Origin of the sequence: Lysinibacillus fusiformis, from assembly GCF_003049525.1 — a bacterium.
Lineage (GTDB): Bacteria > Bacillota > Bacilli > Bacillales_A > Planococcaceae > Lysinibacillus > Lysinibacillus fusiformis.
Map to the genome: position 1 here is coordinate 165,135 of NZ_PYWL01000006.1, position 19,862 is coordinate 184,996.

18 protein-coding genes are annotated in these 19,862 nt (G+C 37.6%); 17 read left to right on the plus strand and 1 reads right to left on the minus strand.

The window, feature by feature from the left end:
• Positions 1-17: 17 nt before the first annotated feature.
• The 3 genes from pfkA (at position 18) to C9J29_RS15325 (ending at position 3,378) form a co-directional block, all read left to right on the plus strand.
• Positions 18-977: a 6-phosphofructokinase gene (gene pfkA / locus C9J29_RS15315; protein ID WP_008176840.1), complete on the plus strand. Its 960-nt coding sequence runs from the start codon at positions 18-20 to the stop codon at positions 975-977.
• 25 nt (positions 978-1,002) lie between these two features.
• The gene (gene pyk, locus C9J29_RS15320) at positions 1,003-2,763 is read left to right on the plus strand and encodes a pyruvate kinase (RefSeq protein ID WP_008176842.1); all 1,761 of its coding nucleotides are present in this window, start codon (positions 1,003-1,005) and stop codon (positions 2,761-2,763) included.
• A 225-nt stretch (positions 2,764-2,988) separates the two neighbouring features.
• Positions 2,989-3,378 carry an FxsA family protein gene (locus tag C9J29_RS15325; protein ID WP_008176844.1) on the plus strand — a complete coding sequence of 130 codons (390 nt, stop codon included), beginning with the start codon at positions 2,989-2,991 and terminating at the stop codon, positions 3,376-3,378.
• Here C9J29_RS15325 and C9J29_RS15330 read toward each other — a convergent pair.
• Positions 3,362-4,327: an AI-2E family transporter gene (locus C9J29_RS15330; protein WP_089985702.1), complete on the minus strand. Its 966-nt coding sequence runs from the start codon at positions 4,325-4,327 to the stop codon at positions 3,362-3,364. The two genes, C9J29_RS15325 and C9J29_RS15330, sit on opposite strands and share 17 nt — an antisense overlap.
• 238 nt (positions 4,328-4,565) lie before the next feature.
• On the opposite strand from C9J29_RS15330, the gene citZ reads away from it, so the two are divergent.
• The 14 genes from citZ to coaE all read left to right on the plus strand — a co-directional run bounded on the left by citZ (position 4,566) and on the right by coaE (position 19,860).
• Entirely contained in the window at positions 4,566-5,681 is a 1,116-nt protein-coding gene (citZ, locus tag C9J29_RS15335) for a citrate synthase (protein ID WP_025114482.1), read from the plus strand.
• 79 nt (positions 5,682-5,760) lie between these two features.
• Entirely contained in the window at positions 5,761-7,023 is a 1,263-nt protein-coding gene (icd, locus tag C9J29_RS15340) for an NADP-dependent isocitrate dehydrogenase (RefSeq protein WP_025114483.1), read from the plus strand.
• 183 nt (positions 7,024-7,206) lie between these two features.
• A complete protein-coding gene (gene mdh, locus C9J29_RS15345; RefSeq protein WP_008176851.1) occupies positions 7,207-8,145 on the plus strand; it encodes a malate dehydrogenase in 939 nt (312 codons plus the stop codon).
• Positions 8,146-8,430: 285 nt separating this feature from the next.
• Positions 8,431-8,871: a MaoC/PaaZ C-terminal domain-containing protein gene (locus tag C9J29_RS15350; RefSeq protein WP_008176852.1), complete on the plus strand. Its 441-nt coding sequence runs from the start codon at positions 8,431-8,433 to the stop codon at positions 8,869-8,871.
• 53 nt (positions 8,872-8,924) lie between these two features.
• Positions 8,925-9,641 carry a response regulator transcription factor gene (locus tag C9J29_RS15355; RefSeq protein WP_008176854.1) on the plus strand — a complete coding sequence of 239 codons (717 nt, stop codon included), beginning with the start codon at positions 8,925-8,927 and terminating at the stop codon, positions 9,639-9,641.
• Positions 9,638-11,170, plus strand: coding sequence for a two-component system histidine kinase PnpS (pnpS, locus tag C9J29_RS15360; protein ID WP_089985705.1), 1,533 nt, complete (start codon positions 9,638-9,640; stop codon positions 11,168-11,170). Before C9J29_RS15355 ends, pnpS begins: the two co-directional genes overlap by 4 nt.
• A 381-nt stretch (positions 11,171-11,551) precedes the next feature.
• A complete protein-coding gene (locus tag C9J29_RS15365; protein ID WP_036119530.1) occupies positions 11,552-11,920 on the plus strand; it encodes a CidA/LrgA family holin-like protein in 369 nt (122 codons plus the stop codon).
• Entirely contained in the window at positions 11,917-12,630 is a 714-nt protein-coding gene (locus C9J29_RS15370) for an LrgB family protein (RefSeq protein WP_008176859.1), read from the plus strand. The genes C9J29_RS15365 and C9J29_RS15370 overlap by 4 nt, the downstream gene beginning before the upstream one ends.
• 99 nt (positions 12,631-12,729) lie before the next feature.
• The gene (gene hflK / locus C9J29_RS15375; protein ID WP_089985707.1) at positions 12,730-13,692 is read left to right on the plus strand and encodes an FtsH protease activity modulator HflK; all 963 of its coding nucleotides are present in this window, start codon (positions 12,730-12,732) and stop codon (positions 13,690-13,692) included.
• A complete protein-coding gene (gene hflC / locus C9J29_RS15380; RefSeq protein ID WP_008176863.1) occupies positions 13,692-14,702 on the plus strand; it encodes a protease modulator HflC in 1,011 nt (336 codons plus the stop codon). Before hflK ends, hflC begins: the two co-directional genes overlap by 1 nt.
• Positions 14,703-14,887: 185 nt before the next feature.
• A complete protein-coding gene (locus C9J29_RS15385) occupies positions 14,888-15,304 on the plus strand; it encodes a DNA polymerase I (RefSeq protein ID WP_225316117.1) in 417 nt (138 codons plus the stop codon).
• 436 nt (positions 15,305-15,740) lie between these two features.
• A complete protein-coding gene (polA, locus tag C9J29_RS15390; RefSeq protein ID WP_090002322.1) occupies positions 15,741-18,368 on the plus strand; it encodes a DNA polymerase I in 2,628 nt (875 codons plus the stop codon).
• Positions 18,369-18,380: 12 nt separating this feature from the next.
• Positions 18,381-19,253, plus strand: a complete 873-nt coding sequence (mutM, locus tag C9J29_RS15395) for a bifunctional DNA-formamidopyrimidine glycosylase/DNA-(apurinic or apyrimidinic site) lyase (RefSeq protein WP_008176868.1) — start codon at positions 18,381-18,383, stop codon at positions 19,251-19,253.
• 13 nt (positions 19,254-19,266) lie between these two features.
• A complete protein-coding gene (coaE, locus tag C9J29_RS15400; protein WP_089985710.1) occupies positions 19,267-19,860 on the plus strand; it encodes a dephospho-CoA kinase in 594 nt (197 codons plus the stop codon).
• Positions 19,861-19,862: the final 2 nt, after the last annotated feature.

The following is a 19,862-nucleotide window of genomic DNA, read 5'->3' on the forward strand; positions in this document are numbered from 1 at the left end:
CTGCAGGAGGTTCGACAATGAAAAAAATTGCTGTATTAACTAGTGGTGGAGATGCGCCTGGAATGAACGCAGCTATTCGAGCGGTTGTTCGTAAGGCAGCATTCCATGGAATTGATGTTGTCGGAATTAAACATGGTTATGAGGGCTTAGTAAAAGGTTATTTAGAAGAACTTGATCTAGGTTCGGTTGGTGGTATTATTCAGCGTGGTGGTACCCATTTAAATTCTGCGAGATGTCCAGAATTTAAAGAAGATGCCGTGCAACTACAAGGCATTGAAAATTTACGAGCTGCCGGAATTGAAGGACTTGTTGTCATTGGTGGCGATGGTTCTTATAGAGGGGCTATGGATTTAGTGAAAAAAGGCTTCCCTGCTGTAGGTGTACCAGGAACTATCGATAATGATGTTCCAGGAACAGAATATACGATAGGCTTTGATACGGCACTCAATACAGTAGTAGAATCCATCGATAAAATTCGTGACACAGCTACTTCTCATGAAAATTCTTTCATAGTTGAGGTTATGGGTCGTGATGCAGGAGATATTGCTTTATGGGCAGGACTTGCTGCCGGTGCTGAAACAGTCTTAATTCCAGAAGAGGATTATGACTTAGATGATATTGTGGCACGCTTAGATCGTGGTGCAGCACGTGGGAAGAAGCATAGTATCATTATTGTGGCAGAAGGCGTTATGTCTGGAAATGAACTAGCTAAGTTGATAAAAGAAAAGACTGGTAAAGAAACACGTGTTTCTGTGTTAGGTCATATTCAGCGTGGTGGTTCCCCAACTGCACGTGATCGCGTATTGGCAAGTCAGTTTGGCGCACATGCAGTGGAGTTACTAATGGAAGGCAAATATGGCCGAGCGGTAGGTATTCGCAATCATCAGGTTATCGATTATGATATGCCGGAGGCTTTTGAAAAAAATCATGAGGCAGATGTAAGTCTATACACACTTATGAAAGAACTATCAATATAATTTGTTATAAACGGAGTGGGCAAAAATGAGAAAAACAAAAATCGTATGTACAATTGGACCTGCAAGTGAGTCACCAGAAACATTAGAAAAATTAATTGAAGCAGGTATGAATGTAGCCCGCTTGAATTTTTCACATGGCTCTCATGAAGAGCATGCGGGACGAATTCATTTAATTCGTGAAGTGGCACAAAAGTTAAATAAACCAGTAGGAATTTTATTAGACACAAAAGGTCCTGAAATTCGTACGCATAACATGAAAAATGGTGAGCTTCATTTATCAGCTGGCCAAGTGATTGATATTTCAATGACTGAAGTAGAAGGTACGGAGACAAGCTTTTCTGTTACTTATGAGCAACTAGTAGAAGATGTTGAGCAAAACTCAATTATTTTACTTGATGATGGTCTGATCCAATTACGTGTACTAGCTACAGATGTTGAAAAAGGTTTAATTCATACGATTGTAGAAAATGCGGGCGTATTGAAAAATAAAAAAGGTGTCAACGTACCAGGTGTTTCTGTACAACTTCCAGGTATTACTGAAAAGGATGCTCAGGATATTTTATTTGGTATTGAACAAGGTGTAGATTTCATTGCTGCCTCATTCGTTCGTCGTGCAAAAGATGTGCTTGAAATTCGTGAGTTACTTGAGCAAAATGGCGGTGGGCATATCCAAATCATCCCGAAAATTGAAAACCAAGAGGGTGTCGATAATATCGATGAGATTATCCTTGTATCCGATGGATTGATGGTAGCACGTGGAGATTTAGGTGTTGAAATTCCAGCAGAAGAAGTACCTCTTGTACAAAAGAAGTTAATTCTAAAATGTAATCAAGTAGGGAAACCAGTTATTACGGCTACTCAAATGTTGGATTCTATGCAACGTAACCCACGTCCAACACGTGCAGAAGCAAGTGATGTAGCGAACGCCATCATTGATGGTACAGATGCAATCATGTTATCAGGAGAAACTGCTGCGGGTCTATATCCAGTGGAGTCAGTACAAACAATGAATAAAATTGCTCAACGTACTGAAAATTCATTAGATTATAAATCAATTGTTTCTACACGTAGTCGTGAAAAAGAAGCCAATATGACAGAAGCTATTTCACAAGCAGTCGCTTATACATCCATTAATTTAGGTGTCAAAGCCGTATTAGCACCAACAGAAAGTGGAAATACAGCTAGAATGATTGCCAAATACCGACCTGGTGTACCTATTGTTGCAGTAACAGGCTCAACAAATACGGCTCAAACATTAACATTAGTGTGGGGTGTACACCCAATTGTTTGCCAACGTGTTACAACTACAGATGAGATTTTAGAATTAGCTGTAGATGAAAGCTTGAAACACGGTTTTGTCACACATGGTGATGCTGTTGTAATTACAGCAGGTGTGCCAGTTGGTGAAGCGGGTACTACAAACCTAATGAAAGTACACATTATTGGCGATTTACTAGCTCGTGGGCAAGGGATTGGCAAGGCATCGGTTGTAGGTAAAACGGTTATTGCTAAAAATGCGGCTGAGGCACTTGCTTATGATACGGAAGGAAGTATACTTGTAACAGTTGGTTCAGACCGTGAAATGATGCCAGCAATAGAAAATTGCATTGGGCTAATTACTGAAGAAGGTGGACTAACTAGTCATGCTGCAGTAGTTGGACTAAGTCTTGGTATTCCAGTAATTGTTGGCGTAAAAGAAGCAACAACATTATTACGCCATGGTCAAGAAATTACGATGGACGCTGAAACAGGCGTTATCTATAAAGGACATGCTAGCGTTCTTTAATTATAAACAAAAAGCTCTAGTGCGATTTGTTGTACTAGAGCTTTTAATAAGGGTTGTACAAATTAACTATATTTCGTGCTATATGGAAAGCTACTTTTTATATCTCCATCAAAAAAGATAAGTGATTTGGTATTATTTGATGGGAGGCATTCATTTTTTTATGAAACTAAATGGGCTATAATAACGTATAAAAGGTATACCTTTTCAAGTAGAAAGGAGAAAAATATGCGAAAAATTTTTCTTGGTTTCATTGTCTACGCATTAGCCGAATTGGCGTTATTAATAGTTATTGGGCAAAACATTGGTGTTTTAAGTACATTATTACTCATTATTGCCACTAGTGTACTTGGGGTTTATGTAATGAAAAATAAAGGTATGAATTCTGTCCAAAATGTAAAAAATACATTAGCACGTGGAGAGGCTCCGGGATCTGCGTTGGTTGATACATTATTAACTTTTAGTGGTGGACTGCTTTTAGCATTACCAGGCTTTATGACAGATCTTATTGGCTTACTACTGCTTTTGCCTTTTTCACGAAAAATGTTCCAACCGGTTGTCTATTATTGGATGCGTAAAAAAATGAAAAAAGGTCAATTTATTATCGTTCAAAGATAGAGTTTTCTTTTAGCTTAACCGCTAAAAATAAAAAGATCGGGCTAAGTAATATTCCATAAAAGCCAAATAATAGAATAGAGGCGGCGCTGATGAAAAATGTATGGAATGTACGTAATTGAAGCGTGTTGGACCAAAGCATTGATTCAGCTAGCTGCCTTGTTAATTGTACAAATAAATACAACAGTAAAATGGCTACACATAAAAATGTATTTCCATTGAAATAAAAATAAATACTCATCGGGACAAGAAATACACCGATACCGAAAAATGGCAGGACATCTGCGAAAGCTACAATAAAAGCTTTAATAATAGCTTGTTCAAATTGAAGGATCATAAAGCCTCCACAAAGAATAAGTAAGGTTATTGTAAATAATTGAAATTCCACATATAAAAAATAATGAAAAAGTTGCATGATTTTCGCGAAATGTGATTGCCATTCTTGACGATATTTCTTTGGCACATATTGAAAAAACCAATAGCGTGATTTACGCGTTTCTAGGAGAGCGAAATAATAAGCTACCAAGAAAATGAATACCTCAATGACATGTTTCATTAATAATTGGAAAAGATCAGCTGTATATATGATGATCGAATCAAAAATAGAAAGTGATTTCTCCTTTAAAACTTGTATAAACATCGATTCATATTCACTGAAAAGTGGGAAGTTTTGTAATGTATTACGAATCTCCGGAAAGATGACAATCACACTATTGATGGATATGACGACAAGCAAAAAAATACAAGTTAAAATCAATACCTCCACAATTATTGCTGCTATCCAATAGGCGATCCTGCAATATTTATGCAAGAAATTTATGACAGGGTACGTCGAAAATGACAAAAAAATCGCAAGTGATACTGGTAATACAAACCAAAGTATGACTAAGTAAAAAATAAAAAGTAAAATACTTGTGGTTCTTTCGTATGAAAAATACTTTAAATTCCTCATTTTAACAAATTCACCTCAAATCATAATGTCAAAAAATACAATAAAATCTCTTTGGGACAAATATATAGTCGTTCGGACGTCTTTTTCTTTATTTAGAGGATTTTCATTCACAAAGCTGTCAAAAATGATTATAATAGCAATGTAAGCGATTTACTTAATGGTTCATATGAGCAAAAACCGTAAATGCAAGAAAAAAACGCATTTACAACAAAATATAAATATGAGGGAGCGATAATTTATGTCAGCAACTAAAGGATTAGAAGGTATCGTAGCAGCGGAATCTAAAATCAGTTCAATTATCGATGACACACTTACATATGTTGGTTACAACATTGATGATTTAGCACAAAATGCGTCATTTGAAGAGGTAATTTACTTGTTATGGCATACTCGTTTACCAAAAGCGGACGAGCTAGCTGAGTTAAAACAACAATTGGCAGACAATATGTCAATTCCGCAAGCGATTGTCGACCAATTCAAAACATACCCACTTTCAACTGTACATCCAATGGCTGCACTACGTACTGCAGTATCTCTACTTGGTGTATTCGATGAAGAAGCGGATGTTATGGACCCAGAAGCAAACTACCGTAAAGCAATTCGTCTTCAAGCTAAAATTGCTACAGTAGTAACTGCATTTGCACGTGTTCGTAAAGGTTTAGAACCAGTTTCACCAAAACCTGAACTAGGATATGCGGCAAACTTCTTATACATGCTTAAAGGCGAAGAGCCAGCAGATATTGAAATTGAAGCATTCGACAAAGCACTAGTATTGCATGCTGACCATGAGTTAAATGCATCTACATTCACTGCACGTGTATGTGTAGCTACATTATCAGACGTTTATTCTGGTGTAACTGCAGCAATCGGCGCTTTAAAAGGGCCACTTCATGGTGGAGCAAATGAGCAAGTTATGAAGATGTTAACTGAAATTGGCTCACTTGAAAATGTTGAATCTTACATTCAAAATAAATTAGACAACAAAGAAAAAATCATGGGCTTCGGTCACCGCGTATATCGCAAAGGCGACCCTCGTGCACCACATTTACGCGTAATGTCTAAAAAATTAACTGAACTAACTGGTAAACCAGAGCTTTATGAAATGTCAGTTAAAATCCATGACATGATCGTTGAACAAAAGAAATTACCAGCTAACGTAGATTTCTTCTCTGCGTCAGTGTATGATTCTTTAGGTATTGATCATGACCTGTTCACACCAATTTTCGCAGTATCACGTACTTCAGGTTGGGTGGCACATATCCTTGAGCAATATGCAAATAACCGCCTAATCCGTCCACGTGCTGAGTATGTTGGACCAGGCATGCAAAAATATGTTCCAATCAGCGAGCGCTAATTTGGAAAATATGCTAGAATGTTTGGGACTGTGTTATCACTAACACAGTCCTATGATTATGAATTTAGGAGGCAACAGAATGTCAAACAAAATTGTAGTTGAAAATGGCGTACTTAATGTACCAAATAATCCAGTAATTCCTTTCATCGAAGGTGATGGAATTGGTCCAGATATCTGGGCAGCAGCATCACGCGTAATCGACGCAGCAGTAGAAAAAGCTTATAACGGTGAAAAGAAAATTGAATGGTTAGAAGTTTTAGCTGGTGAAAAAGCATTTAACCAAACTGGTGAATGGTTACCACAAGAAACTTTAGACAAAATTAATGAATACTTAATTGCAATCAAAGGTCCTCTTACTACACCAATCGGTGGTGGTATCCGCTCTCTTAACGTAGCATTACGTCAACAACTTGACTTATATGTATGCTTACGCCCAGTACGTCACTTTGATGGAGTGCCTTCTCCAGTTAAACGCCCAGAAGACGTTGATATGGTTATCTTCCGTGAGAACACAGAAGACATCTACGCTGGTATTGAATTCGAATCTGGTTCAGAACAAGCTCAAAAAATCATCAACTTCCTACAATCTGAATTTGGTGTAAATCAAATCCGTTTCCCAGAAACTTCTGGTATCGGTGTTAAACCTGTATCTAAAGAAGGTACTGAGCGTTTAGTACGTTCTGCTATCGAATACGCAATTAAACATAAACGCCCATCTGTTACTTTAGTTCATAAAGGTAACATCATGAAATTCACTGAAGGTGGATTCAAAAAATGGGGTTATGAATTAGCAGAAAAAGAATTTGCTGATCAAACTTTCACTTGGAACCAATACGATGCAATCAAAGCTGAACAAGGTGAAGAAGCAGCAAACAAAGCTCAATCTGATGCTTTAGCAGCTGGTAAAATCTTAGTAAAAGATTCTATCGCTGATATCTTCTTACAACAAATCTTAACTCGTCCAACTGAGTTCGATGTAGTAGCTACAATGAACTTAAATGGTGACTATATTTCTGATGCACTTGCTGCACAAGTTGGTGGTATCGGTATCGCTCCAGGAGCTAACATTAACTATGTTACTGGACATGCGATCTTCGAAGCTACTCATGGTACAGCTCCAAAATATGCTGGTTTAGATAAAGTAAACCCATCTTCAGTATTACTTTCAGGTGTATTAATGCTTGAACACTTAGGATGGCAAGAAGCTGCTGACATGATCACTAAATCTGTTGAGAATACAATTTCTTCTAAAGTTGTAACTTATGACTTTGCTCGTTTAATGGACGGCGCTACAGAAGTGAAATGTTCAGAATTCGCTAATGAGTTAATCAAAAACTTATAATTTTCTATTCTGATATAGAAATTTTCACGTGAAAGTATACTTTTATATGCCGATATAATTAGGGTAAAAGTGAATTTTCGTTAAATAAAATATTTACGATGAACTTGTTTAATCGAGGGAGTGAGATGTATTTCTCCTCCCTCTTTTAAAATATATAACCCCATTTTAAAGGAGCGTATTCAAATGTCTCTGAAACGAAAAAAATTATCAGTAATCGGTGGAGGATTTACAGGTGCTACCGCAGCTTTTTTAGCAGCTCAGAAAGAACTTGGTGACGTTGTATTAGTAGATATCCCACAAGCAGAAAATCCTACAAAGGGAAAAGCTCTAGATATGTGGGAGGCAGCGCCAATACAAGGCTTTGATGCTTATGTAAAAGGTACATCAAATTATGCAGATACAGCTAATTCTGACGTAGTCATTATTACAGCTGGGGTAGCCCGTAAACCAGGTATGAGTCGTGATGATCTTGTACAAATCAACCAGGGCGTCATGAAAACAGTGTCCAAAGAGATTGCCGCACATTCACCAAATGCCACAATTATCGTCCTTACTAATCCAGTTGATGCCATGACCTACACAGTTTATAAGGAAACTGGTTTCCCAAAAAATCGTGTTATCGGTCAATCTGGTGTTCTTGATACGGCGCGCTTCTGTGCATTTGTTGCAGAAGAGTTGAATGTCTCAGTAAAAGATATTACTGGTTTTGTATTAGGTGGTCATGGAGATACGATGGTGCCTTTAACACGTTATTCATTTGCAGGTGGTATTCCATTAGAAACATTAATCCCTGCTGAACGTCTAGAAGCTATCGTTGATCGCACTCGTAATGGGGGTGCTGAAATCGTTAACTTACTTGGAAACGGTTCAGCCTACTATGCACCTGCTGCAGCATTGATTGAAATGGCTGAAGCTATTATTAAAGATCAAAAGCGTATTCTACCATCTATTGCTTATTTAGAAGGTGAATATGGCTATAGCGATTTATATCTGGGTGTTCCTACATTACTTGGCGAAAATGGTATTGAAAAAATCTTTGAGCTTGAGTTAACAGACAAAGAAAAAGCAGCTTTAGACCAATCGGCAGATGCAGTACGCAACGTAATGAAAATTTTAGTGTAGATTAACGATGTCCGACTCAAGGTGCTTTTCGCCAGAGTCTTTAGGGCAGCATGTCGATCTCTCTCTATTTCAGCTATCGAAAAAATATATAAGCAATGTCTCTATATCTGAAGTTTCAATATCGGTACATGAGTATTTGCTGAATTAAGAAAACGAGTAGGTAACTCCTGCTCGTTTTTTTGTGCATAAGTGTGATAGGGTTAAGGTACTTCGGCTTTTCGTTGTACTTTTGGCATAAAATTGATACTATGAATGTAGTATGATAGAAAAGGGGTTGGCGTATCTTTGCTTCAAAAAAATAGTAAACTTGGTCTGACAATCGATGAAATTACAGTTGGCGAAAAGATCCATATAACTGAAAAGATTGAGGATAGAGATCTGTTGCTGTATTTAGGGCTCACGAATGATAGTAATCCACTTTATATTCAACATGATTATGCGGCGATGACACCTTTTGAAAAGCCGATTGTCCCGACCATCATGTTAAATGGTATTATTACATCAGCTGTGTCAAAGTATATTCCAGGACCGGGTGCACGAATTATTGAGCAACATTTAAAATATTTAGGGCCTCTCTATCATTATGAATTGTTTGATACGCTTTTAGAGGTAACAGCAGTCAATAAATATGAAAATACGATTACTGTGTCTGTACACTCTTATAATGAGCAAAAGCAGCTTGTGATTGAAGGTATGTTGTTGGTGACACCACCACTTGCATTATAGACGTCTTGAGGTTTGAAATGGGGGTTTCAAATCACTAACGGAGGCATTATATTATGACAAAAACGATATTAGTTATTGAAGATGAATTTTCAATCGCAACATTATTGAAATATAATTTAGAACAGGCTGGCTATTTAGTGGAAACAGCTGCAGATGGACAAGAAGGTCTGGAAAAAGCAATTGAGATACAGCCTAATTTAATTCTGTTAGATTTGATGCTACCTAAACTAGATGGTATGGAAGTATGTAAACAAATACGTCAGCAGCGTATGAATACGCCTATAATAATGTTAACAGCAAAAGATGACGAATTTGATAAAGTACTTGGTCTAGAATTAGGCGCAGATGATTATATGACTAAACCCTTTAGTCCACGGGAAGTACTAGCACGCGTTAAGGCAGTTTTAAGACGTTTTACTCAAAATGTTGTATCAGATGAGAAAGATGAGCCGCAAGAGAAAATGTTTGAGTTTGGACAATTGCGTGTATTTCCAGAACGCTTTGAAGTCTTTTTACAAGATGAGGCACTGGAGTTTACGCCAAAGGAATTTGAATTACTCATTTACTTACTTGAAAATAAAAATCGTGTATTAACACGCGATCAGCTATTAAGTGCTGTATGGAAATATGATTTTGCTGGCGATACTCGAATTGTGGATGTTCATATTAGCCACCTTCGCGATAAAATTGAGGAAAATAGCCGTAAGCCAATGTTTATTAAAACAATCAGGGGGCTTGGCTATAAATTTGAGGAGCCGAAAACGTCATGAAATCAATGAGCAACCGCTTATTTTTGACATTCATGCTTTTACTTGGAACGATATTAGCTGTCCTAATGATTGTTATAGGTCAGCTTTTTCCTGTTTATATTAAGCAATACAATGAGGATGCAAATACTCATAAACAAGCATCAATGACTCAAGTAATAGATGAACGCAAGCTCCAGCTTTCAGAGGAAGATCAAGAAGCATTATTTGCATCACAGAGCTTAGATCTAGAAGATTCTTTGACCTTTGTACGTGCCAGACTCTATATCATATTGGCCATCCTCTTCACGATTACCCTGATTTTAATCGGGATTGTCAGTCGCTATATGATACGGAATTTTACAGCACCAATCGATAATGTTACGGAAACGGCTCTTGAACTTGCAAAGGGGAACTATCGTGCACGTGCCCAGGAAAATGAATATGAACGCATGATTCCATTAAGTCATTCCATTAATATTTTGGCTCGTAATCTCCAGGATATTACGACTGTTCGTGAAGTAGAGGAAGAGAGGCTGAAAACGTTAATCGAAAATATGGGTAGCTCTCTCATGATGATTGGGCGTGAAGGCAATATTTCTATTGTGAATCGCGTATTTTTAGAACGTTTTGGGATGCAGATTGATGAAGTTCAGGGAAAGGTATTCCGGACAATTGGCTTACCAAAATCATTAGAGCAGTTTATCGATCACGTATTTCTTACAGAGATGCCTTATCGACAGCAAATTAAAATGGAGATAAAGCAGGAGCTCTATAATAAAGAAGTATATGGAGCACCTGTTATTGGGGACCATGGACGATGGCTAGGCGTTGTTATTGTTATGCATGATATAACGGAGCTTGTCCGTTTAGAGCAAATTCGCAAAGATTTTGTTGCCAATGTATCCCATGAATTGCGAACACCTATTACCTCTATTAAAGGTTTTTCTGAAACCTTATTGGATGGAGCCTATAAAGACGAAAAAATGTTAATATCTTTCTTGGAAATTATTTATAAAGAGAGTAATCGTCTTCAAATGCTCATTCAGGATTTGTTAGAGCTTTCTAAAATTGAACAACATGGCTTCACGGTCAACATTATGCCAATGGGCTTGCAGGATGTGCTGATTCGTGGAGCAGAGCTAACAGCGCCACGATTAGATGAAAAAAATATGAGCTTCCAAGTGGATATTGACCGTGACGTACAAGTAATGGGTGATGCCAATCGTATTATTCAGATCGTGACGAATTTAATTACCAATGCAATCACCTATTCTCCAGAAAATACAACAGTGTCTATTCGTTTAAAGGAAAATGAAACACATGGTATTATTGAAATTGAAGATCAAGGAATTGGAATTGAAAAGCATGAAATAGCCCGAGTCTTTGAGCGCTTTTATCGTGTTGATCGCGCACGAAGCCGGAATTCAGGTGGAACAGGCTTAGGCTTAGCAATTGTCAAGCATCTTGTAGAGGCCCATCATGGACGTATTCAAGTAGAAAGTGAAGTGGGCGTAGGGACAATAATGATTGTGATGATTCCGAAAAATTAACAAATCCTTTACATGAACAAAATGTTACATTCATATTTGGGAACTATACTTATAACTAGAAACCCCCTTATATGATTGTTAAGACTATAAACTAAAAAATCGCGCTCATCAATTTATTTGGTGATGACAGATTTTTTAATAACTGTTTTATTTTCTCCACAGAAGAATCTATTGTCTAATTATTAGGCACTAGATTCTTTTTCTGTTTTACAGAGAGGATAAATAGGTGTAAAGTATAGTAGCATAAAAGTTTAACATCAATCTGTAGTAGATAGTTTGTCAAACTAAAGCTTGAACAGTCAGTGAAATCATAACTTCTTTTCATTTGAATCGTGTTTTTCTGACTGTTGAAGCAGAGAAAAAAATGAGAGAAGGATGACCATGAAAATCGTCAAAAGTATCGTGCAAATCGGCTTTCTTTATTTCCTATTATTGATTGGGAATAGTATTGCACGCCTACTTCACTTGCCGATTCCAGGGAGCATAATAGGACTCGTTCTATTATTTTTACTTTTACAGTTTCATATTATTAAGCTTGAATGGATTGAGCTAGGGGCAGCATTATTACTAAGTGAACTCTTACTTTTCTTCATTCCATCTGCCATTGGTGTCATCGATTATGATGCATTATTCGGTGTGCAAGGCATGAAGGTTGTGTTGGTCATTGTTGGAAGTGCGATTATTGTGATGTTTGTAACGGGCTACACAGCACAATGGCTAGGGCGTCGAAAGAAGGGTGATGCAGTATGAGTTTATGGATAGCTGGTAGTAGCTTACTTGGAACAATTATTATTTTTTATATTTGTAAAATAATCTATAAGAAATATAAAAAGGAATGGCTGACACCTATGCTGGTGACGCCGATCGTTATTATTATCTTACTATTACTAACAGGTATACCGTATACAACTTATAATGCAGGAGCTAGTGTTTTAACGAATTTACTAGGACCAGCAACGGTTGCTTTTGCGGTTCCTATCTATAAAAATGTCAATTTATTAAAAAAACATGCCTTCGAAATCTTTATAAGTATTGCGGTTGGCTCCACAGTCGCCATTATTTCATCTTTTATAATGGCCTTAGTAGTAGGGTTAAACAATGAGCTTGTGCATAGTTTAGTGCCACGTTCAGTGACAACACCTATTGCAATGGACATTTCAAATATGATTGGAGGCTCTCCTACTTTAACAGCTGTCTTTGTTATGACGACAGGCATTTTAGGAAGCCTATTAGCACCTATTGTTATTAAAATATGTCGATTCCACAACCCATCGTCTAGAGGATTAATGTTAGGAATGGGCGCGCATGGGGCAGGTACATCTAGAGCATTTGAATTTGGTGAACTAGAGGGTACATTTGCCAGCTTAGCAATGATTGTTGCTGCTTTAATTAGCATTGTATTAACCACAACCATTTTCCCAGTCTTTGAACATCTAGTTATTAATATCCTGTTACCATAAAAGGTAGCAGGATTTTTTTATGCTAAATTCACTATATTTTGAAACTTTTTATAAAACTCTTCCGTAAACAATAGTAATCAATAAAAGGGAGGAACAGACATGAGTGTGAAAAGGACACTAATGATGGTTGGACTTGGGATTTTTGGAGTTATTGCACTTATTACCGTATTTACATCTTGGTACACAGTAGATGAATCAGAACAAGCGGTTGTCATTACATTTGGCCGTGCCGATGAAATGGTTACAAACCCAGGACTTCATTTTAAATTACCTTGGCCAGTTCAATCAGTTGAAATTTTATCGAAAGAAACGTTCAGTTTACAGTTTGGCTATAAGCAAAATAAGGCAGGAGAGCTAGAAGCCTATGATGCTGAGACAAAGATGATTACAGGAGATGAATATATTGTATTAACTGATCTTGTTGTACAATGGAAAATTACCGACCCTCGTAAATTTTTATTTAACGCACAAAGCCCCGAAGAAATTTTACATAGCGCCACATCAAGCGCCATTCGTTCAATTATTGGTAGCTCTACAATTGATGCAGCATTAACAGATGGGAAGGCTGAAATTGAAGCAAAAACACGTGATTTACTAGTGTCCTTAATCGAAAAATATGATATTGGTATTGGCGTATTAGGTGTGAAATTACAAGACGTTGAATTACCAAACAAGGAAGTGCGTGCTGCCTTCACAGCAGTAACGGATGCACGTGAAACAAAGAATACAAAAACGAATGAAGCACAAAAGTATATGAATCAGCGTAAAAGTGAAGCTGAAGGTGAAAAAGATGCTATTATTTCCAAGGCACAAGGTGCAAAAACAGCACGTATCGAGCAAGCTCAAGGTGATGTAGCTGTCTTTAATAAGATGTATGAGCAATATAGAGGAAATCAACAAATTACACGAGAGCGATTAATTCTAGAAACACTTGAAAACGTCTTACCGAAGGCGCAAATATACATTATGAATGATGATGGCAGTACGATGAAGTACTTACCACTACAGCCATTACAGCCTCAGCAGGCACAATCAGATAAAAAAGAAGGGAGCAGTAATTAATGGACCAAAAAAATAAGGACCTTGACAAATTCCTCAATTTTTTATCAGGAAAAAGCAAAAAAGCGGCTCCAACAGACAGTGATTCGGGAGACAATGTCGTGAAAATGGCGAAAAAAGGCCCGCTCAACCCTAAAAAATATCTGTCTATTGTCATCACATTAACAGTTGTTTTTGCTACAGCTATCATTATTTTTGCGAATGTTTATATTGTAAAGGAATCTGAATATGCCGTGGTTCGCCAGTTTGGAGAAGTAGTGAAATTTGAACGAGATCCAGGCTTAAAAATGAAAATACCTTTTATTCAAAGTGTTACACGATTACCAAAAAATCAGATGACCTATAATATTTCAGAAGAAGAAATTAATACAAAGGATAAAAAAAGAATTATCATCGATAACTATGCTGTTTGGCGTATTACAGATCCAAAAGCTTTAATATCGAATGCAGGTACACTTAGCAAGGCAGAGACTCGAATGGAGGAGTTTATTTACTCCGTCATAAGAACAGAGCTTGGCCAACTGCGATACGATGAAATTATTAATGATGAAAAATCTTCACGAGGAAGCATCAATGATCGTGTAACAGAGCGAGTTAATGAACTGTTACAAAACGACAAGTATGGTGTAGAAGTAGTGGATGTACGTATTCGTCGTACAGACTTACCGGCAGAAAATGAACAGTCTGTATTTACCCGCATGATTTCAGAGCGTGAATCAACGGCTCAATTATATCTTTCTGAAGGGGATGCAGATAAACGACGTATCGAAGCCCAAACGGATCAACAAGTGCAGGAAATGTTAGCTACAGCGAATAAGGAGGCATCCATTATTCAAGCTGAGGGAGAAGCAGAAGCTGCGAAAATATACAATAAATCATTCTCTCAAGATCCTGAATTTTACTCTTTATACCGTACGTTAGAATCCTATAAGAAAACGGTTGGAGAGGATACGGTCATTATTTTGCCAGCATCATCACCTTATGCAAAAATTTTATCTGGTTATTTAAAATAATAGATAGCAAAGTCGTCTTTCCTATTAGGAAGGCGACTTTTTGGTTACTATGAAAATTATAAATATCCCTACAATTGACTTGTTATATTGTGAAAATAATAGAAACATACAAATTTCTATTCCCCAACAGCCTATAATTTGATAGAATGATAATGTTTAAAAAAGAACTGTTGGGGGTAATAGCTGTGAAATTGCGAATTAGCACTTGGCTCCAAAATGTAGGAATTGCTTGTAGTATAGCATCGTTATTGACTCTGTTCTTCCGCCTATCTGATTTTGCATGGATGACAAAGAGTGTTTATCATATACCTGTATTTTTTGTAAGTATCTTTTTAGTTAGTATTATTATTGCAAATGATGTAAGAAATCTGTTTAAAAGGTTGTTTTGGTATGAAAAACGTAAGGTCAAGCGTCCTATTTGGCAAGTCGGTATTGGCTTCATTTTCTTTTTAGCGCAAATTAGTGCTGTAATGGTATTTAGTAAAGAGTTAACACAGCCACAACTGGGTGGAATGCCATTATTTTTAGTATTTGCCTTTATGAATGCCTTTATTTTAACGATTATATATGAAGAAATTTTTCATCGAACAGCCAATCAATAATATCTATAATAGAACTTTCATTCACTGGGACTTTCTCCGCGAATGGGAGTTTTTTTACGTTTTTATGCGTTGAATACGAGGAATCCTTTACTATTGAGGCGAACAAGTTGCTATTACATTAAATGAAGCAATAATATACACTGATCCTGTGACAGGAGAAACCTCATTACCTGCTGCTATGGATTTTCACAATAAAGGGCTCACATTCGCTATAGGTTGAAATGCAGGAGTGATGGATAGCATGTTATAAGTGACGGATAAAACAAAGAAAGTGACGGATAGCGAGCCAAAAGTGACGGATAAAACCGAGAGAGTGACGGATAGCGAGTCAAAAGTAGCGGATAACCTTAGGGAGGACCCGTCTGCTTTTTTTACTTGAAATGTATTGTTATGATAAAGTAGAAGGAAGTAGAAGACAACGCAGGAGGATAATATTATGACAAAGGAAAAATTACTATTATTGGACGGTAATAGTTTAGCATATCGCGCGTTTTTTGCGTTGCCATTGTTGACGAATGATAGTGGAATTCATACTAATGCTGTGTACGGCTTTACAACGATGCTACAAAGAATATTAGAGGAAGAGCAACCAACGCAAATTTTAGTGGCTTTTGATGCTGGAAAAACAACTTTCCGCCATGAAACCTTTACAGAATATAAAGGTGGACGACAAAAGACGCCACCAGAATTATCGGAGCAATTCCCTTATATACGCAAGCTAATTGATGCTTATGGAATTAAGCAATATGAACAAGACCTATATGAAGCGGATGATATTATTGGGACGCTGGCAAAAGAGGCTTCATCACAGGATATGGATGTTATCATCGTATCTGGAGACCGCGATTTAACACAGCTTGCGACAGAGCAAGTTACGGTTTATATTACGAAAAAAGGGATTACGGAAATTGAGAGAAATACGCCAGCCTTTATTGCAGAAAAATACGGTTTAACGCCCTTACAAATTATTGATATGAAGGGCTTAATGGGGGATTCTTCAGATAATATTCCTGGTGTGCCAGGTGTTGGCGAAAAGACGGCTGTCAAACTATTAAAAGAGCATGGCTCCGTTGAGGCACTTTACGAGGCGATGGATACATTGAAAGCTTCTAAGATGAAAGAAAAGCTGGTAGCCAATGAAGAGCAGGCTAAGATGAGTAAGAAGCTGGCAACGATTTTTACAGATGCCCCAATTACCATTTCATTAACTGATCTCGCGTACCATGGACCGAATGAAGAAGAATTGATCAATGTATGGCGTGAGCTCGGCTTTAAATCATTGCTCGAGAAAAGTGATTTTACTGTGCAGGAGCAAGAGCAAACACCTTTTGATTTTGAACAAATTCAAGAAGTTCGACAAGAAGACTTACAAGATGTGATGGCTGTGCATGTTGAGCTAGAGAATGAACATTACCACACTTGTGCGCTACTTGGAATTGCCTTATCTGATGGGACCAAGACTCAATACATTCCTTTTGATATTGCGGCAAAATCAGATATATTACGTTGCTGGTTAGAGGACTCCTCAAAAATAAAATACATGTCTGATTCCAAAGCGTCTCAAGCAGCATTAAAACGAGCAGGTATTCAATTAGCTGGCGTTGATTTTGATTTAGTGCTTGCTTCGTATATTAATAATCCTGGACTTAGTGGGGATGATGTTGCCACTCTTGCAAGGGAGCTTGGGTATTATGATGTACAAGCAGATGAAACGGTCTATGGCAAGGGGGCTAAACGTGCTATACCTGAAATAGATAAGCTTGCACAGCATGTTAGCCGAAAAGCTTATGCTGTCTGGTCATTACAGCCGAAGCTAGAGGCATTATTAAAGGAAAATGAACAATTTGATCTTTATAAAGACTTGGAATTGCCACTGGCAGCCATTTTAGGTGAGATGGAAAGTGAAGGCATTACCGTTAACCGTGCTACGCTAGAAAAAATGGGCCAAGAGCTTAATGAAAAGCTTGTCGTGCTTGAACAAGAAATTTATGCGGAGGCAGGAGAAACGTTTAATATTAATTCACCAAAACAATTAGGTGTTATTTTATTCGATAAATTAGGTTTACCTGTTATTAAAAAAACGAAGACGGGCTATTCAACGGCTGCTGATGTATTAGAGAAGTTAAAATCTGAGCATGCCATTATTGAATATATTCTGTTATATCGTCAGCTTGGTAAATTACAGTCTACTTATATTGAAGGGTTGCTAAAGGAAATCCATGAAAAGGATAGCAAGGTGCATACTCGTTTCCAACAAGCTTTAACTGCTACAGGACGACTAAGCTCAACAGATCCAAATTTACAAAACATCCCTATCCGTTTAGAGGAGGGACGTAAAATCCGTCAAGCATTTGTCCCTTCAAATGAGAATTGGATACTGTTTTCAGCGGACTATTCGCAAATCGAATTACGTGTACTCGCACATATGTCGGAGGATAAAAACCTTGTAGAGGCCTTCCGTGAAGGGATGGACGTTCATACACGAACAGCGATGGACGTATTCCATGTATCCGAAGATGAAGTTGATAGTAATATGCGTCGTGCAGCGAAGGCTGTTAACTTTGGGATTGTTTATGGTATCAGTGATTATGGTCTATCACAAAATTTAGATATTACCCGTAAGGAAGCGGCAACTTTTATTGATAAATATTTCGCTAGTTTCCCAGGTGTTAAACAGTATATGGATGATATTGTGCAAAATGCGAAGTTCAATGGCTATGTTACAACAATTTTAAATAGACGTCGTTATTTACCAGATATTACGAGCTCAAACTTTAATTTAAGAAGCTTTGCTGAGCGTACGGCGATGAATACCCCGATTCAGGGAAGTGCTGCGGATATTATTAAAAAAGCGATGATTGATATGGATGCTCGACTAAAAAAGGAAAATATGCAGGCAAAGCTACTTTTACAAGTGCATGATGAGTTGATTTTTGAAGCACCTAAGGAAGAGATTGCGTTGCTAGAAAAAATTGTGCCAGAGGTAATGGAAAATGCAATCGAGCTCTCCGTACCGCTAAAAGTAGATTTTAACCATGGTTCGACATGGTATGAAGCAAAATAAGGAGGGGTTCAAATGCCTGAATTACCAGAGGTAGAAGGTGTCGTCCAGGCATTGAAGCCAAAGGTTGAAGGACGTACAATTCAACATGTACAGCTATCTGAAAGGGTACACTTTTCTTTTAGTGAGGGGAAACAATGTATTGTTAAGCAAGCAGAGCCTGATGCATTTGAATTAACGTTGTCTGAAATGACGATTACAAAAATTGAACGACGTGCAAAATATATTTTCTTTCACTTATTCAAAGATGAGGTTCCTTATGTACTTGTTAGTCACTTAGGAATGACAGGTGCATGGTTTGTTGTGAATTCACCAGAAGACATCGATGAAGCAAAATTCCAAAAGCATATACATGCCACCTTTAAGATGGCTGATGGTGGTTACTTAATTTATTCAGATATACGACGCTTTGGTGAACTACGATTTCTGGCAAAAATTGAAGATCATGTACCATTAACAAAAATGGCGCCAGAGCCGTTTGATGAATTAGCGTGTGATTTTTTTATAACAAAATCAACATTACCAAAATATGAGAATAAGGCCGTAAAAGAAGTGATTATGGATGGGCAAGTCGTTTCGGGCTGTGGCAATATTTATGCAACAGAGGCGCTGTTTGCTCAAAAAATTCATCCTGCTCGAAAAATGAACCGTATTAGTGAGAAGCGTAAACGAGCATTATTTGAGGAGATCGTTGCTGTTTTGCGTCAAAGTATTGAAGCAGGTGGTTCTACCATCTCTGATTATCGAAATATTAATGGGGAAGCTGGGAGCATGCAGAATCGTTTGAAAATGTATGGGAAAAAGATATGCCCAGCATGTGAAACGGCAACAAGTCAAATGACGATTGGTGGGCGAACATCGGTTTTTTGCCCAAATTGTCAACATTAAAGGGGATTTAACAATGATTATCGGACTTACAGGAAGTATTGCAAGCGGAAAAAGTACAGTAGCAAAAATGATGCTCGAACTAGGATTACCGATTGTTGATGCAGATATTGTAGCGCGAGATGTCGTCGAGCCAGGAACAGAGACACTGGCATTTATTGCAGAAAACTTTGGTCAAGATATTTTACTAGAGGATGGCAATTTAAATCGGACAATGCTCGGAGATATTATTTTTCATGAGCCTGCCAAACGCAAAATTTTAAATGATATTATGCATCCGGCCATTAGAAAGGAAATGCTACGACAACGTGATGCCTATTTAGAGGATGGCCATGAGCATGTTGTCATGGATATTCCCCTGTTATTTGAAAGTAAGCTTCAGCATTTTGTAGAGCGTATCATTGTAGTGTCGGTAAGTGAAGAGGTTCAGCTTCGACGCTTAATGGAACGCAATCATTTATCAAAAGAGGATGCCTTAGCACGCATGCACTCACAGTTGCCTATGTCTGTCAAAGAAAAGGGAGCTCATGCGGTCATTTATAATAATGAGAATCTGGAAAATACAGAGGAACAACTAAAGAAAATTCTAGCTTTCTGGGGTGTAATTTAAAG

Coding starts and splice junctions, on each gene's coding strand:
- C9J29_RS15370 (WP_008176859.1), top strand. CDS start 11,917: ATGAGTTTATGGATAGCTGGTAGTAGCTTACTTGGAACAATTATTATT.
- polA (WP_090002322.1), top strand. CDS start 15,741: ATGACAAAGGAAAAATTACTATTATTGGACGGTAATAGTTTAGCATAT.
- pfkA (WP_008176840.1), top strand. CDS start 18: ATGAAAAAAATTGCTGTATTAACTAGTGGTGGAGATGCGCCTGGAATG.
- mutM (WP_008176868.1), top strand. CDS start 18,381: ATGCCTGAATTACCAGAGGTAGAAGGTGTCGTCCAGGCATTGAAGCCA.
- C9J29_RS15330 (WP_089985702.1), bottom strand. CDS start 4,327: ATGAGGAATTTAAAGTATTTTTCATACGAAAGAACCACAAGTATTTTA.
- C9J29_RS15365 (WP_036119530.1), top strand. CDS start 11,552: ATGAAAATCGTCAAAAGTATCGTGCAAATCGGCTTTCTTTATTTCCTA.
- hflK (WP_089985707.1), top strand. CDS start 12,730: ATGAGTGTGAAAAGGACACTAATGATGGTTGGACTTGGGATTTTTGGA.
- pnpS (WP_089985705.1), top strand. CDS start 9,638: ATGAAATCAATGAGCAACCGCTTATTTTTGACATTCATGCTTTTACTT.
- C9J29_RS15355 (WP_008176854.1), top strand. CDS start 8,925: ATGACAAAAACGATATTAGTTATTGAAGATGAATTTTCAATCGCAACA.
- hflC (WP_008176863.1), top strand. CDS start 13,692: ATGGACCAAAAAAATAAGGACCTTGACAAATTCCTCAATTTTTTATCA.
- coaE (WP_089985710.1), top strand. CDS start 19,267: ATGATTATCGGACTTACAGGAAGTATTGCAAGCGGAAAAAGTACAGTA.
- icd (WP_025114483.1), top strand. CDS start 5,761: ATGTCAAACAAAATTGTAGTTGAAAATGGCGTACTTAATGTACCAAAT.
- pyk (WP_008176842.1), top strand. CDS start 1,003: ATGAGAAAAACAAAAATCGTATGTACAATTGGACCTGCAAGTGAGTCA.
- citZ (WP_025114482.1), top strand. CDS start 4,566: ATGTCAGCAACTAAAGGATTAGAAGGTATCGTAGCAGCGGAATCTAAA.
- C9J29_RS15325 (WP_008176844.1), top strand. CDS start 2,989: ATGCGAAAAATTTTTCTTGGTTTCATTGTCTACGCATTAGCCGAATTG.
- mdh (WP_008176851.1), top strand. CDS start 7,207: ATGTCTCTGAAACGAAAAAAATTATCAGTAATCGGTGGAGGATTTACA.